Annotated in this window: 11 protein-coding genes; 6 read left to right on the top strand and 5 right to left on the bottom strand. The window is 74.3% G+C overall.

The annotated features are described in order from the left end of the window. Window positions 1–265, top strand: a 265-nt coding sequence (locus tag ABWK99_RS06055) for a hypothetical protein (RefSeq protein WP_372593803.1), incomplete at its 5' end; no start/stop codon positions are given. Between the two features lie 88 nt (window positions 266–353). Here the strand turns inward: ABWK99_RS06055 and ABWK99_RS06060 are convergent. After that, window positions 354–1337 (bottom strand): FKBP-type peptidyl-prolyl cis-trans isomerase, encoded by a 984-nt coding sequence (locus ABWK99_RS06060; RefSeq protein ID WP_372593804.1) that lies wholly within the window; start codon window positions 1335–1337, stop codon window positions 354–356. A gap of 328 nt (window positions 1338–1665) precedes the next feature. On the opposite strand from ABWK99_RS06060, the gene ABWK99_RS06065 reads away from it, so the two are divergent. Continuing rightward, on the top strand, window positions 1666–2586 hold the full coding sequence (locus ABWK99_RS06065; protein ID WP_372593805.1) for a methylenetetrahydrofolate reductase: 921 nt from the start codon (window positions 1666–1668) through the stop codon (window positions 2584–2586). A gap of 30 nt (window positions 2587–2616) precedes the next feature. Here the strand turns inward: ABWK99_RS06065 and ABWK99_RS06070 are convergent, their stop codons facing one another. The 3 genes from ABWK99_RS06070 to pgm form a co-directional block, all read right to left on the bottom strand. Further along, entirely contained in the window at window positions 2617–3399 is a 783-nt protein-coding gene (locus ABWK99_RS06070) for a VOC family protein (protein ID WP_372593806.1), read from the bottom strand. Window positions 3400–3525: 126 nt separating this feature from the next. Then, window positions 3526–4749, bottom strand: a complete 1224-nt coding sequence (locus ABWK99_RS06075; RefSeq protein WP_372593807.1) for an MFS transporter — start codon at window positions 4747–4749, stop codon at window positions 3526–3528. Between the two features lie 120 nt (window positions 4750–4869). Further along, entirely contained in the window at window positions 4870–6561 is a 1692-nt protein-coding gene (gene pgm, locus ABWK99_RS06080) for a phosphoglucomutase (alpha-D-glucose-1,6-bisphosphate-dependent) (RefSeq protein WP_372593808.1), read from the bottom strand. A gap of 177 nt (window positions 6562–6738) precedes the next feature. Between pgm and ABWK99_RS06085 the strand changes: the two genes are divergently transcribed. From ABWK99_RS06085 to pheA, 4 genes are all read left to right on the top strand, one after another. Further along, window positions 6739–7572: a DUF5926 family protein gene (locus ABWK99_RS06085; protein ID WP_372593809.1), complete on the top strand. Its 834-nt coding sequence runs from the start codon at window positions 6739–6741 to the stop codon at window positions 7570–7572. A 109-nt stretch (window positions 7573–7681) separates the two neighbouring features. Continuing rightward, on the top strand, window positions 7682–8452 hold the full coding sequence (locus ABWK99_RS06090; protein ID WP_372593810.1) for a glycosyltransferase: 771 nt from the start codon (window positions 7682–7684) through the stop codon (window positions 8450–8452). A gap of 9 nt (window positions 8453–8461) precedes the next feature. Then, window positions 8462–13045 carry a hypothetical protein gene (locus ABWK99_RS06095; protein ID WP_372593811.1) on the top strand — a complete coding sequence of 1528 codons (4584 nt, stop codon included), beginning with the start codon at window positions 8462–8464 and terminating at the stop codon, window positions 13043–13045. Window positions 13046–13094: 49 nt separating this feature from the next. After that, window positions 13095–14030, top strand: coding sequence for a prephenate dehydratase (gene pheA / locus ABWK99_RS06100; RefSeq protein WP_372593812.1), 936 nt, complete (start codon window positions 13095–13097; stop codon window positions 14028–14030). A 34-nt stretch (window positions 14031–14064) separates the two neighbouring features. Here the strand turns inward: pheA and ABWK99_RS06105 are convergent. Continuing rightward, a partial coding sequence (locus tag ABWK99_RS06105; protein WP_372593813.1) for a diacylglycerol kinase family protein occupies window positions 14065–14481 on the bottom strand: 417 nt, incomplete at its 5' end.

Consider the following 14481-nt stretch of genomic DNA (forward strand, 5'->3'; position numbering starts at 1 on the left):
CCCGCCCCTCCTGCTGTCGGTCCACGGTGAGCCGCGCGGCGTGCCCGCGGTGGCCCGGACCCTGCTGCCCCCCGTGACGATCGCCGATGTCGCGCTCGCGACCGTGACAGGGCCCGGCGGGATCGGCGTCTCGATCACCGACGGTGCCGCGGTGGACTCGCCCCCGACGCGTCAGGTGACCCAGCACCGGACGGAGGTCGCGGTCGGGACGTCCGCCACAGTCACCACCGCCGACGGCTCCGCCCTGGCGGCCTGTGCGCCGTGAGGTGAGGCGCGGCCCGGATCACGCGATCACGGCCGCGAACGAGACGAGAGGGGCGGGCACGTGCCCGCCCCTCTCGTCGTTGCTGCGATCAGCTCGCCGCGAGGATGTCCACGACGAAGATCAGGGTCGAGTTCGGCGGGATCGTGTCCCCGCTCCCGGACTCGCCGTAGCCGAGCTCGGAGGGGATGACCAGCAGCACCTGGCTGCCGACGGTCTGGCCGACGAGGCCCTCGTCCCACCCGGTGATGACCTGGCCGGTGCCGATCTGGGTCTCGAACGGAGCGCCGTTCGCCCAGGAGGAGTCGAACACGGTGCCGTCGAACAGCCAGCCGCTGTACTGGAAGGTGACCGTCTGACCGGCCTCGATCTCGGCGCCTGCGCCCTTGATCAGCACCTGCGTGACGAGCTCCGTCGGCTCCTCGGTGCCCTCGGGCACCTCGATGGACGGCGTGCCGTCCTCGGCGAGCGTGACGAGCGGCAGCCCGGCGGCCGGCTCGACGGCCTCACCCTCGGCGCGGTTGGCGACGAGCGAGGTCGCGACGATCGCCATGACGGTGGCAGGGGTCGCCTCGATCGCCTCTGTCGCGTCGGTCGCCTCGACGGCCGCGGTGCCCGGGACCCCGAAGACGATGCGGGTGCCGACGTTGTGGCCGACAAGGGCCTCGATGAGGGCCGGGATGATCCCCGTGTCCGACATGCTCAGCACGTTCGCGCCGCCGTCGTCCCAGGTCGAGCCGAGGACGGTGCCGTCGTCGCCGTCCACCGCGACATAGTCGATCATGACGAGGCTCGTCGAGGTGATCTCCTCGCCCTCGCCCTCGGACTCGACGACGGCTGCGGCAGCGGTGATGGAGAACGGCTGGTCGAAGGTGAGGGTCGGCGTGGCGTCGAGCGCACCCTCGACGGTGACCGACTCCAGCGCGGCCAGGTCGTCGGGGTTGCTCGTGCTCGTCGTGTCCTCCGTGCTCGTGTCCGTTGTCGGGCTCGCGTCGGCGTCCGAGCCGCTCGAGCAGCCCGCGAGGAGGGTCGCTGCCAGGGCGACGGAGATGAGGGCGGTGGCCGGTCGGCGCACGGCGTCGTTCCTTCACGATCGGGGATCCCGGGTCGCGACGAAGCGCCGACGCGGGCTGCCCGCGGGAGCGAGCCGCTCCAGAGTACGTGCTGACTCTGGGAAGTTCCTGTGTGCCGGGTCGACGGCGCTCGTCCTCCCGCGCCGCGGATCGACCGCTCACAGCCGTCAGACGAGACGCCCGGTCTCAGCCGACGAGACGGTAGGACTTGGGGCCGGTCGCCCGACCGCCCTACAGTGACCGTTGCCGGCACTGCTCGACAGGCCGGCAGGGGCCCGCTGCCCCGCCGGTGCACACCGGCCCCAGCCCACCCGAGGACGACGGAGAACCATGATCGCGGACAGCAGCCCGGCGCCGATCCCTGCGCGCCTCGCTGCGGCACCCGAGCAGGGCCCGACGGTCTCCTTCGAGCTCTTCCCGCCCAGGAGCGCGGCAGGGGAGGCCTCGTTGTGGGCCGCGATCGCCCGTCTCGCCGAGGCGGCGCCCGACTTCATCTCGGTGACCTACGGGGCGTCCGGCTCCTCACGGGACACCTCCCGCGCCGTCGTCCGCCACGTGCTGGAGCACACGCAGGTGCGCCCCGTGGCCCACCTCACCTGCATCGCGTCCGAGCGCTCCGAGCTGCGGACGATCGCCGAGGGCTTCCTGGCGGACGGGGTGCGCGACGTCCTCGCGCTGCGCGGCGACCCGCCGGCGGGGGCCGAGCCGTGGGTCCCTCCCGTCGACGGGCTCTCGCGGGCGAGCGAGCTCGTCGCCTTCCTGCGCGAGATCGATCCCGCCGTCGCGATCGGCGTGGCGGCGACGCCGTCCTGCCTGCCGGCGGTGCCCGAGCCGGACGCCCCGCTGTGCGGTGACCTGCTCGCCCTCCGCGCCAAGCAGGACGCCGGCGCCCAGTACGCGATCACCCAGGTCTTCTTCGAGGCCGACTCCTACCGCCGCTACGTCGCGGCGGCGCGAGCGGCAGGGGTCGACCTGCCGATCATCCCGGGGATCGTCCCGCTGGAGGACCCGGCTCGGCTCCGACGCCTCCAGGAGATCAGCGGTGTCCCGGTACCCGGGGCCCTGCTCGACCGCCTCGACTCGGAGACGGACGAGCAGCGCCGCCGGGCCGCGGGCCTGGAGCTCGGCGCGGAGCTGGTGTCCGAGGTGCTCGAGGCCGGGGCTCCCGGGCTGCACCTGTACACCTTCAACCAGTCACGTGCCTCGATCGCCCTGCTGGACCGGCTCGGGCTGCGGTCGGGCGCCGCCTGAACCGGCGCAGCCCCACCGCGACCGGACCGGTCAGTCCGTGACCTGGCTCACGGGTTCGGCGGTCGACATGAGGACGAACACCTCACCGGACGGCCCGGCGACGGTCGCCATCGTGCCGAAGGGGCTCGGCCTGGGGTCGGAGAGCACGGACCCGCCCAGCTCCACGACCCGTTCCACCGCCTTCTCGGTGTCCTCCGTCGCGAAGTACACGAACCACGCGGGCTCGGTACCCTCGGGCTTGCTGCCGGGGCCGCCCAGCCCGCCGACCGGCTCACCCCCCGGCGGCGCGATGGTCACGAACTCGAAGCCCGGCTGCGACATCTCGCCGAACTCGTAGTCGAACACGTGACCGTAGAAGGCCTTCGCCGCCTCGAGGTCGAGCCCGTAGCTCTCGTTCCAGATGACGGCTCCCGGCTCGTTCACCACGTTCGACCCGATGTGCTCCTTCGCCTGCCACAGGCCGAAGACGGCTCCGACCGGGTCCAGCACGGCGGCGAACCGGCCGAAGGGCTCGATGGTCTCGGGCCCGACGAGCACCTGGCCCCCCGCCTCCGCTGCCTTCGCCAGGGTCGCCTCGATGTCGTCGGTGGCCAGGTAGGTCGTCCAGGCGGCGGGTTCCTCGCTCTGGGCCACTCCGGCGATCATCTTCCCGCCACGGTGGGACATCGAGTAGAAGCCCATCTCCGGGCCGGCGGGTGGCAGGAACTCCCAGCCGAACAGCCCGGCGTAGAAGGCGTGGGCGGCGAGGTGGTCGGGGACGTTGAGGTCCACCCAGGCAGGGGTCCCTTCGGGCCAGGGCTCGTTGCGGATCATGATCGCCTCCTCCGTGGCCGCCGACGGCGGCCCTCCCGTCCATCAGAGCACCGGGCGGCCGGAGGGGCCAGGGGTGGCGGTACGGTCGCGGCTCACGAGGTGCGCGCGGTAGCGGCGTGACCCGACTCAGGCCACGGTCGAGACCCGACGGGCGGCCGCACGGCGGGAGTCGGCGCGCAGCCGTCGAAGGGAGAGCAGGGTCGCGACGACCGAGAACACCGCCGCCACCTGGACGACGAGGAATCCGCCGTGGGACCCGCGGACGTCGATGAGCGAGCCGGCGATCGAGGACCCGAACGAGACGCCGACGCCGAGGGACGTCCCCACCCAGGTCAGCCCCTCGGTGAGCTGGGTCCGCGGGACGATCTCCTGGACCAGTCCGTTGCCGTTGATCAGCGTGGGGGCGATGGAGAAGCCCGTGACGAACATCACCGCCGCCAGGGCGCCGAGGCTGTCCACGAGCTCGAAGAGGGAGACCCCGACGGCGAGGGCGACCATGCCGAGCGCGAAGCGCTGCCACAGCGGCCGGACGAAGTGGCGAGAGCCGTAGGCGAGTCCCGCGAGCAGGGAGCCGAGCGCGAAGACCGCGAGGATCACGCCTGCCAGTCCCTTGCGGCCCTGCTCCTCGGCGAACGCGACGACGGCGACATCCGTCGCGCCGAAGATGGCCCCCATCCCGATGAACACCAGGGCGAGGACGACCATCGACCCCGAACGCATCACGCTGCGGTGCGGGACGCCCGCCACCCGCGGGGACGGTGGCGGCTCGGTCGCCTTCTGCGCGAGGAAGGCCAGCCCGCCGAGCAGGACGGCGAACGCCGGGACGAGGAGACCGGCCGTCGGCGTCACGGAGGTCGCCAACAGCGTGGCGAGCACGGGGCCGATGACGAACACGAGCTCGTCGAGCGCCGACTCCAGGGAGTACGCGGTGTGCAGGGCGCGGTGGTCCGTGACGACGAAGGACCAGCGCGCCCGGACGAGCGCGCCCATCGAGCCGCTGCTCGCCCCGATCACGACCGCGAGGGCGTAGAGCCAGCCCCGGTGGGCCTGGGTGGCGGCGGCGGCGACGAAGGCCGCCAGGCCGATGGCGGTGAGGAGGATGGCGGGGCGCATGATGCGCGACTGCCCGTGCCGGTCGACGAGCCGGGCGAGGATCGGTGCGCACACCGCCTGGACGACGACGTACACCGCGGAGATCCGCCCGGCCATGCCGTAGGAGCCGTAGAGGCTCGAGACGGCAAGGACGATGCCGATGCCGACCATCGAGATGGGCAGACGGGCGAGGACGCCCGCAGCGGAGAACGCCAGCGCACCGGGGCGCGCCAGGACCTCGCGGTACGGCTGGAGCATGGGGTCATCCTCGCAGGAGGTGCCGACGCGCAGGACGGACGGTCGCGCCTCGGACGGGTCGTGACGTGCGGGTCAGCGGTGGCCGGTCCCGGTCACCGCTGGTGCTGTCCCGTGCGGGCCTCAGCCGCCCAGGGTCTCGGTGACCAGCGCACGGGCGGCCTGCTGGACCTCCGCGAGATGGTCGGCCGAGACGAACGACTCCGCGTAGACCTTGTAGACGTCCTCGGTGCCCGACGGGCGGGCCGCGAACCAGGCGTGCTCGGTGGTGACCTTGAGACCGCCGATCGCCGCGCCGTTGCCCGGCGCCTCGACGAGGCGACCCGTGATCGGCTCGCCGGCCAGGGTCGTGGCGGTGACCTGCTCGGGTCGCAGGGAGCCGAGGGCCTTCTTCTGCTCGCGGGTGGCCGGTGCGTCGACGCGGGCGTACCAGGACTCCCCGTGCCGCTCGACGAGCTGGGCGTGCAGCTGCGAGGGGGAGGAGCCGGTGCGGGCGGTGATCTCGGCGGCCAGCAGGGCCAGAAGCAGGCCGTCCTTGTCGGTCGTCCACACCGTGCCGTCGGTGCGCAGGAAGGACGCCCCTGCCGACTCCTCGCCGCCGAAGCCGACCGAGCCGTCGAGCAGGCCCGGCACGAACCACTTGAAGCCGACCGGGACCTCGAGCAGGGGCCGCCCGAGACCGGCCGCGACCTTGTCGATCAGCGCGGAGGAGACCAGGGTCTTGCCGATCGCGGCGGTGGCCGGCCAGTTCGGGCGGGCGCCGCCGTACAGGTAGGAGATCGCCGTCGCCAGGTAGTGGTTCGGGTTCATCAGGCCCGCGTCGGGCGTGACGATGCCGTGCCGGTCGGCGTCGGCGTCGTTCCCGGTGGCCAGGTCGTAGGGGCTCGCGCCGCCCGCGCCGGTCATCGCGGTGACGAGGGACGCCATCGCCGAGGGCGAGGAGCAGTCCATCCGGATCTTGCCGTCCCAGTCGAGCGTCATGAACGCCCAGCGCGGGTCCACCGTGGGGTTGACCACCGTGAGGTCGAGCCCGTGCCGCTCGGCGATCTCGCCCCAGTAGTCGACCGAGGCCCCGCCCAGGGGGTCGGCCCCGATCCGCACGCCGCTGGCGCGGATGAGGTCGAGGTCCACGACGTTCGGCAGGTCCGCGACGTAGGCCGACATGAAGTCGTGCTTGCGCGTGGTGTCCGCGGACAACGCGGTCTCCAGGGCGACGCGGCGCACCGTGCCGACGCCCGAGCGCAGCAGGTCGTTCGCGCGGTCGGCGATCCAGCCCGTCGCGTCCGACCCGGCCGGGCCGCCGTGCGGAGGGTTGTACTTGAAGCCGCCGTCGCGCGGGGGGTTGTGCGAGGGCGTCACGACGATGCCGTCGGCCAGTCCGCTGCCCGCGCCACCGCTGGTGCGCACCCCCTCGGAGGTGCCCGCACCGTTGTGCAGCAGGATCGCGTGCGAGACCGCCGGGGTCGGGGTGTAGCCGTCCCGCGCGTCGACGTGCACCTCGACGCCGGCCGCGGCGAGCACCTCGAGCGCCGTCTTCCAGGCCGGGAGCGACAGGGCATGGGTGTCCCGGCCGAGGAACAGCGGCCCGTCGGTCCCCTGGTTGCGGCGGTACTCCACGATCGCCGCGGTGATCGCGATGATGTGGGCCTCGTTGAAGGCTGTGTCGAGGCTCGACCCGCGGTGACCCGAGGTGCCGAAGGCGACCTGCTGGTCGGGGTCCTCCGGGTCCGGGGAACGGTCGTAGTAGGCCCCGATCACGGCATCGACGTCGATGAGGTCCTCGGGGAGGGCGGTGGTCCCTGCGCGCTCGTGCATGGCTCGATCCTCGCACCGGGACGGGCGCGGCGCATCCATCGGGACCGAGCGGTCTCGCGGCGCGGACGGTGCCGCTCGGTACCGGTGCGCTCGGCCGTGCCGCGCGCCCCCGTGCCGAGCGCGGCCGGGCCGCTGCCGTTCCGGGTCCCGGGCAGGACCTCGGTAGGCTCCGCTGCCATGAGCCGCTCCGTTGACTTCGTGCTGCGTCCCTTCGAGGGCATCCCCGGCGAGCCGGACTGGGTCGCCATGCGTGAGGTCGTGCCGGCCGCGACCGCGACGGCCAGGACCACAGCCGAGTACGGCGCACGCGAGGTCGTGGTGGCCACCGTGCTGCCGATGTCGTGGGCGGCGCTGCACCGCGGTGACGGTGTGCTCATGCTGGGCCTGCAGCAGCAGGGTGGATCGGGGGACGCCTCGCGTGACCTCGCTGCTGCGCTGCTGCGCGCGATCGACGCGCCGGTCGGCACGCCGGTGGTGGCCGACGGCCGTCCGGGACCCGGACCGCGACTCCAGGACGTCCTCGACCTCTCGGTGCCCTTCGTCGTGACCGTCCACGAGGGGTTCGACTTCTGGACGGCCGAGGGTGTCGAGCTCGACCCCGAGGCCGCCGGCTCGCTCGAGCGGATGAACGAGAGCGTCGTCCCGACGCGTCGACTCACCTCGGTCGAGGGCGCCTACTGGGCGCGCATGGGCGAGCGCGAGTACCTGCGCTGGGCCGTCCCGCAGGACGAGCAGCTCTTCGTCGACGGGTTGGCCCGGCTGCACGCCGTGCGCACCTCCGGCCTGGGCGAGGGTGGCAGGCTCGGGAAGTTCATCGGCGCCTTCCGCTCCTGCGGGATCCTCGTCCCGGTGTGGGACCTCGCGCCCGGCACCGAGGCGGAGGAGATCGAGGAGCCCGTCGCGGAGCTCTCGGCACGGCTCGACGCCGCCTTCGCCGTGGACGCCCCGCTGAACGCCGACGAACGGCGCGCCCGGGCCGGGCTGGTGGCCCGCCAGCTCACGCTGCGCTGACCGCCGCCGATCCCGGCCCGCACCGGGGCCGTGGCTCGGTGATGACCCGGCTTTGACCAGAACGTGGCCCATGTCTGGCGCTCGCGCGAACCGCGGATAGGGTTGAGGCGTGGCAAGCCCGGGACCCTCGCAGACCCCGACCCAACGGGTCGCGGTCGTCATTCCTGCGAAGGACGAGTCAGCGCGCATCGCGGCGACCGTCCGGTCCGCCCGGGCCATCCCGCACGTCGACCTCGTGCTCGTCGTCGACGACGGTTCGGAGGACGCGACCCAGCACGTGGCCCGCGATGCCGGGGCCGTGGTCGTGCGGCACTCGCACAACCGCGGCAAGGCCTCCGCGATGGAGACCGGCGCAGCCGTCGTGGCCATGCGGGACGTCGAGGACGCCCCGCCGCGCCTGCTGCTCTTCCTCGACGGTGACCTCGGGGAGTCGGCCGTGCACGCGGCTCCGTTGATCCCGCCGGTCCTGGACGGCATCGCCGACATGGCGATCGCCCTCCTCCCGCCCCAGACCGGGGCCGGCGGGCGGGGGATGGTCGTGGGGCTGGCGCGCCGGTCCATCCATGCGATGACCGGCTGGCTGCCGAGCCAGCCCCTGTCCGGGATCCGGTGCCTGACCCGCGAGGCCTTCGAGGCGGCGACCCCGCTGGCGCACGGCTGGGGAGTCGAGACCGGCCTGAGCATCGACCTCGTCTCCAAGGGCTTCGTCGCGCTCGAGGTCCCCTGCGACCTGCGCCACCGTGCCTCGGGCACGGACCTCGCCGGCCAGCTGCACCGCGCGGGCCAGTACCGCGACGTGCTGCTGGCGGTGAACGCCCGCCGGCTGCGGCGGATGGTCACGAAGTCGGGACCCCGTCGGCGGACCAGCCGCGCCACGTAGGCTGTGGGGGTGTCTGCGCCCCCGTCCCTGAGCCTGCGCGGCACACACGACACAGCTCGTCGACCGCGACTGCTGAGCGCCGTGGCCGCCGTGGCCGTGGCGCTCGCCGTGGTTCTCGGCCTCGCCACCCCGGCAGCCGCCACCACCGCCCCGCCCTCCTCGGACGGTGTCGTGCTCATCGGCGTGGGCGGGCTGCACTGGACGGATGTCGACCGCTCGACCACCCCCACCCTGTGGCGGATGGTCACCACGGGGTCGGTCGGTTCCATCTCGGTACGCACGAGCGGACCGCGCACCTGTCCGCTCGATGCCTGGGGGACGCTCTCCGCCGGGCGCCGCTGGGCTCCACCGGAGGAGCAGAGCACCGGTCTCGACGGGCAGGGCATCGAGGGGGAGAGCACCGGCGAACCTGAGGACCTCACCGACGACTGCGCGTCGCTGCCCGCCGTCACGAGCCTCGACGCGGTCGAGGGCGAGCCCTCCGACTCCGTCGTCGAGGAGTGGTCGACGGTCATCGCCCCACCCGTCGTCGCCGAGGACGGCGAGGCCGAGGGCGACCCGGCAGCGGACTCCGCCGGGGTGCCCGGCACGGTCGCCGCGCGGATCGCCGAGCAGGGCGCCTGCTCGACGGCTGTCGGGCCGGGGGCGGCGCTCGCCCTCGCCGACTCGACCGGTCGCGTCGAGAGGTACCTGCCCTCCATGGAGGGACTCGACGCCTCGACGCTCGCGCAGTGCCGCGTCGTCCTGGTCGACGCCGGGGTGCTCGACGAGGACCGCGCTGCGCGTCAGGACGCGCTCGTGCGCCTGGACGTCCGCCTCGGCCGGCTCCTCGACGAGCTCCCCGAGGATCGGCGGGTGATCGTCGCCGGGGTCTCCGACAGCCTCGCGGTCGACGAGGGGCTCCCCTTCGTCGTCGACTGGGAGCGCACCTCGAGCGTCGGGTGGCTCACCTCGGACTCGACCCGGCGGGCCGGGATCGTCACGCTCGCCGACCTCGCCGCGACCGCCGTCGACAGCATCGGCGGCGACCTCACCGACTTCGACGGCGCAGCGCTCTCCGTCGCCGCCGACCGTCGGATGAGCACCGAGCGCACCGTGGAGAACCGGCGCTACCTCACGGAGATGACCACGACGGTCACCCACGTCATGCCGGTCTTCGTCGCCGTCGTCGCCCTGGCTGGGCTCGGTGCGGGGCTCGCGCTCGCGCTCGCCCGTCGCCGGTCCGCCGCCGGCCCGAGCCCCGCGACCCGGCGCCCGGTCACCGCCGTGCTCCTGCTCGCCGCCGCCGCGCCGGGCGGTGCGTTCCTCGCTGCGCTCTCCCGGTGGTGGGTGACCCCGGCGCCGATGGTCGGTGCCGCCGTGTCGGCCGCGGTCGCGACCGTCCTGCTCGCGCTGCTCGCCTGGGGTCTCTCGCGGCTGCTCCGCGCCGGGCCGTGGCGGCTCGCGGGCGCCAGCGCGGGCCTGACCTGGCTCCTGCTCACCGTCGACGGGCTGACGGGAACCGTCCTCCAGCAGGGCTCGATCCTCGGGTCGACGCCCACCTTCGGCGCCCGGTTCTACGGCTTCGGCAACCTCACCTTCTCGGTCTACGCGGTCACGGCCCTGGTCCTCGCGGGGCACCTGGCTGCGGCCGCCCGGCGCTCGGGGCGACCGAGGGCCGCCGTCGCCGCCGTGCTCGGGGTCGGGCTGCTCACCGTCGTCGTCGACGGTTGGCCGGGTTTCGGCGCGGACGTCGGCGGGATCCTCGCGCTCGTGCCCGCCGTGGTGGTGCTCGCCCTCGGCGTCGCCGGGATGCGGCTGACCCCGCAGCGGGTCCTGGCGGCCGCCGTGCTCGGCGCGGTGGCGACCGCCGTCGTGGGCGTCGTCGACTGGCTCGGCCCCTGGCCCGCCTCGCATCTCGGCCTGTTCGTCGAGCGGGTGGTGGACGGTCAGGGCTGGGCGACGATCGCCGGGAAGGCGGCGAGCGCCTTCGCGACGGTCGCCAACCCCGCCGGGGCGATCGCCACCCTCGTCTGCCTGGCTCTCGGGGTGCTGCTCGTCGGTCCCGCCCGCTACCGGCCGGCGCGGGTGCGTGCCGCCTACGAGAGCTGGCCGCTGCTGCGCCCTGTCGTCGGTGCGATCGTGGTCGTCGCGACCCTCGGCACCCTGCTCAACGACTCGGGGATCGCGGTGGCCGTCGTCGTGCTGGGGCTCGGGGCGGCTCTGCTCACGGTCTCGGGGCTCGCCCACGCGGACTCGGGCGACCCGGACTCGGGGGCGGTGGACTCGGGGGACGCGGACTCGGGAGACCCGGCCCCCGGCGGCGCCGCAGCCCCGGACCAGGGCCAGGCGCCCGGCGGCACCCCCGTGCGCCGGATGCCGGCCGTGCTGCTGGCCGCGGGGGGCGGTCTGCTCGCCGTCCTGCTCCTCGGGGTCGGCCTCGTCCCCCTGCCGGCCGCTGCGGCGGGCGACGTGACCGACGGGACCGGCACGGCGGTCGCGCCGCACGGTGCACCCGTCGTCGTCGTCGGTACCTCGGGGGTGCGCTGGCAGGACGTCGACCCCGTCGCCACCCCGACCCTGTGGAGCATGGTGCGCGACGGTGCGGCAGTGGCCGGCGTCGCGCCCGGCGTCACAGGGGTCAACGGCCGGTGCCTCTCCGGGGGCTGGCTCTCGATCTCCACAGGACGGGCACCGATCACGCGCGGGGTCGTCGACGAGGAGTGGCGCTGCCTTCCTTGGTCCGTCGTGCCCGAGGCCACGGCAGGTGCGAGCGTCGACGGGTGGTCGACCTTGGCGCAGGAGCAGTCACGATCGGAGTTCGACCCGCGCCTCGGCGTGCTGGCCGAGAGCCTCGACGGCGCCGGCGTCTGCGCGACGGCCGTGGGGCCCGGAGCTGCTCTCGCCCTGGCCGACCCGGAGGGTCACGTCGCCCGGTACGTCTCCCTCGACGACGCGCTCGCCGACCCGACGCAGGCCTTCGACTGCCCGGTCACCGTCGTGGACCTCGGGGCCGTGCCCTACCTCGCGCCGACCGCGAACCCCGACCCCGACGCGGATCCGCTCGCCCCCGCGGCGACGACCGACGGCACGGAGCGCACCGCACTGCTCGCCGAGGTCGACGCCGACCTGCGCAGGGTCCTCTCCCGGGCGCCGGCCGGGGCGACGGTGCTTCTCGTCGACGTCGGGAACCCGGCACAGGGCCCGGTGTCCCTCGGTGTGGGCGCCGCCCAGATCATGGGCGACGAGGGAGCTCACTTCCTGTCCACGCCGTCGACCCGCTGGCAGGGTGTGGTCCGGCTGCTCGACGTCCCCACGACGGTGCTCGCCGCCGTCGGCGCCCCGAACCCCGTCGAGTACTCCGGCTCCCCGCTGACCATCGCCGGGACGCGGTCCGCCGATGTCGCGGTCGCCGTCGACCAGCTCGTGGACCTCTCGGTGCGGGACCAGGCGCTGCGGGGCCAGTCGGGCACCGTGACGACGATCCCGCTGCTGATCGCGCTGGCGCTGCTCGGCGCGGTGGCCGGGCTCCCACGACTGGCCGCCGGCCGCCCGCGGGCCGCGCGAGGGCTGCGCCGCCTGGTCGACGCCGGCTTCCTCGTCCTGGCCTCCCTCCCCGCCGGGCTCTACCTCATGACCACGTGGTCCTGGTGGCGAGCAGACTCGCCGACGACGATGCTCTGGCTCGCCCTCGCCGCGTCGACGGCGCTCGTGGCGGGGGTGGCAGCGCTCGCTCCCCGGCAACCGGTGTGGGCGGCCCCCGCCGTGATCAGCACGATCACCTTCCTCGTCCTCACGGTCGACGCGGTGCTCGGCACGCCCCTGCACCGCGGGAGCCCGCTCGGCCCGGCCCCGACCCTCGGCGGGCGCTACTACGGCTTCGGCAACCCGACGTACTCGATCTACGTCGTCGCCGCGCTCGTGGCCGCTGCCTGCCTCGGGGCCGCCCTGGCCGCCCGGGGCCGGCGCGTCCTCGCCGTCGTGGTGGCCGGCGGGGTGGCGCTCGTCGCGCTCGCCGTCGACCTCCTGCCGACCCTCGGAGCGGATGTCGGCGGTGGGCTCGTGCTGCTCCCCGCGGCCGCCGTCGTCGTCCTCGCGGTGGCCGGGGCCCGGGTGACCTGGCGACGGCTGGGTCTCATCACCCTGCTCGGTGTCGTGGCCGTCGGCGTGATCGGCTACCTGGACTGGCTGCGTCCCGCGACGGACCGCTCGCACCTGGGCCGGTTCGTCCAGTCGGCCCTGGACGGCACGGCCGGCGAGACGGTGCTGCGCAAGGCGGGGTACGCCGCGTCGAGCCTGTCCAGCGGTCCCACCGCATGGCTGACGCTCGCCCTGCTCGTCCTGGTGATCGGGCTGGTGTGGCCCGGGAGCCGCTGGCGCCCGCGCTGGTACGTGCGGGTGGAGGAGAGCTGGCCGATGGTCCGCCCCCTGCTGGTCGGCCTGCTGGTGGCCGCTGTCGGCGGTTCCCTCGCGAACGACTACGGCACCCGGATCGCCACCGTCCTGCTCGCCGCAGCGGTCCCGCTCGTCGGCCTGCTGGCGTTGCGCGCCGACCGGGAGGACGAGCCGTCGCCCGAGGTCACCGATCCCGCGGAGGTCGACGCACTAGGCTGAGCGCCGGTCGCCGACACCGGTGGCCCCCACGACGCCGAGCGGAGGACGGATGCGCGCGCGTTACGCCTATCTCGGCCCGGCAGGGACGTTCACCGAGGCGGCCCTGCGCCAGGTGGCGGGGCCGGACGAGGCGGAGTACCTGCCGCAGGTCGACGTCCTCGCGGCGATCGCCGCCGTCCGCTCGGGTGAGGCCGACTTCGCCGTCGTCGCGATCGAGAACTCCGTCGAGGGCGGGGTCAGCGCCGTGCTCGACTCGCTCGCGGTCGGCGCCCCCCTCGTGCTGCTGCGCGAGATGCTCGTCCCGGTCACCTTCGACCTCGCTGCCCGGCCGGGAACGACGCTCGCCGACGTGCGGCGGATCTCCGCCCATCCGCACGCCTGGGCGCAGTGCCGGCACTGGCTCGCCGCGCACCTCCCGGGCGTCGTGCACGTCCCGGCGACCTCGAACACCGCCCCTGCTGCCCTGCTCGCAGGGTCGAGCCAGGAGCTGGGGTTCGACGCCGCGGTGGTCCCCCCGCCCGCCGTCGAGACCTACGGCCTCGAGCGGGTGGCCACCGGGGTCTCGGACAACGAGAACGCGATCACCCGCTTCGTCGTGATCGGACGGCCCGGTCAGATTCCGGAGCCGACCGGGGCGGACAAGACGACGCTCGTCGTGCACCTGCCGAGCAACCAGGCCGGTGCCCTGCTGGAGATGCTCGAGCAGTTCTCCGTGCGCGGGGTGAACCTCTCGCGGATCGAGTCCCGCCCGATCGGGGACTCGCTCGGCCGCTACTCCTTCTCGATCGACGCCGAGGGGCACCTCGCGGAGGAGCGGATGGCCGAGGCCCTCATGGGGCTGCACCGCGTCTGCCCGCACGTGCGCTTCCTCGGCTCGTACCCGCGCGTGGACGCCCCGTTCGGCGATGTGCGGATCGGGACGGCCGACGAGGACTTCCTCGCCGCCCGGGAGTGGGTGCAGTCGCTGCGCGACGGCGGCCGCTAGCAGGGGTCGGTCCTGCTGCTCCGGCGTCGCGGCCTCAGTCGACCTTGACCGTCAGCGCGAGCCGGTCCACCCGCGCCTCGAGCTCGTACGCGGCGGCGATGAGGTCGCCGTCGACCTGCACCTGCTGGGCGGTCCTGGTCCGGACCAGGACGCGCCTGGCCCGGGAGTGGTCGATCCGGCCGATCCGGTTCGGCAGCTCGGTGCGGAAGCCGAAGCGCTGCATGACGACCTCCCCGAAGAGCTGGGTCCAGCCGACCAGCCCGCCTCGCGTGTCGATCGCGCCGACGTCGAGCCAGCCGTCGTCGAGCACGGCGTCCGGGAGCAGGGTGATCCCGCCGGGCAGCCGGCCGCAGTTGCCGATGAGCAGCGTGCGCAGCCGCACCGAGTGCCACGCGGAGTCGTCGAGGCGGACCTCCAGGCGCATGCGCCTGGCGTGCAGGTGGCGGACGCC

It is taken from the genome of Actinotalea sp., assembly GCF_041597215.1.
Taxonomy (GTDB): Bacteria; Actinomycetota; Actinomycetes; order Actinomycetales; family Cellulomonadaceae; genus Actinotalea.

Excerpts from the sequence above, each read along its gene's own strand:
- pgm (WP_372593808.1), bottom strand. The coding sequence starts at position 6,561 with ATGCACGAGCGCGCAGGGACCACCGCCCTCCCCGAGGACCTCATCGAC.
- ABWK99_RS06075 (WP_372593807.1), bottom strand. The coding sequence starts at position 4,749 with ATGCTCCAGCCGTACCGCGAGGTCCTGGCGCGCCCCGGTGCGCTGGCG.
- ABWK99_RS06065 (WP_372593805.1), top strand. The coding sequence starts at position 1,666 with ATGATCGCGGACAGCAGCCCGGCGCCGATCCCTGCGCGCCTCGCTGCG.
- ABWK99_RS06085 (WP_372593809.1), top strand. The coding sequence starts at position 6,739 with ATGAGCCGCTCCGTTGACTTCGTGCTGCGTCCCTTCGAGGGCATCCCC.
- ABWK99_RS06070 (WP_372593806.1), bottom strand. The coding sequence starts at position 3,399 with ATGATCCGCAACGAGCCCTGGCCCGAAGGGACCCCTGCCTGGGTGGAC.
- pheA (WP_372593812.1), top strand. The coding sequence starts at position 13,095 with ATGCGCGCGCGTTACGCCTATCTCGGCCCGGCAGGGACGTTCACCGAG.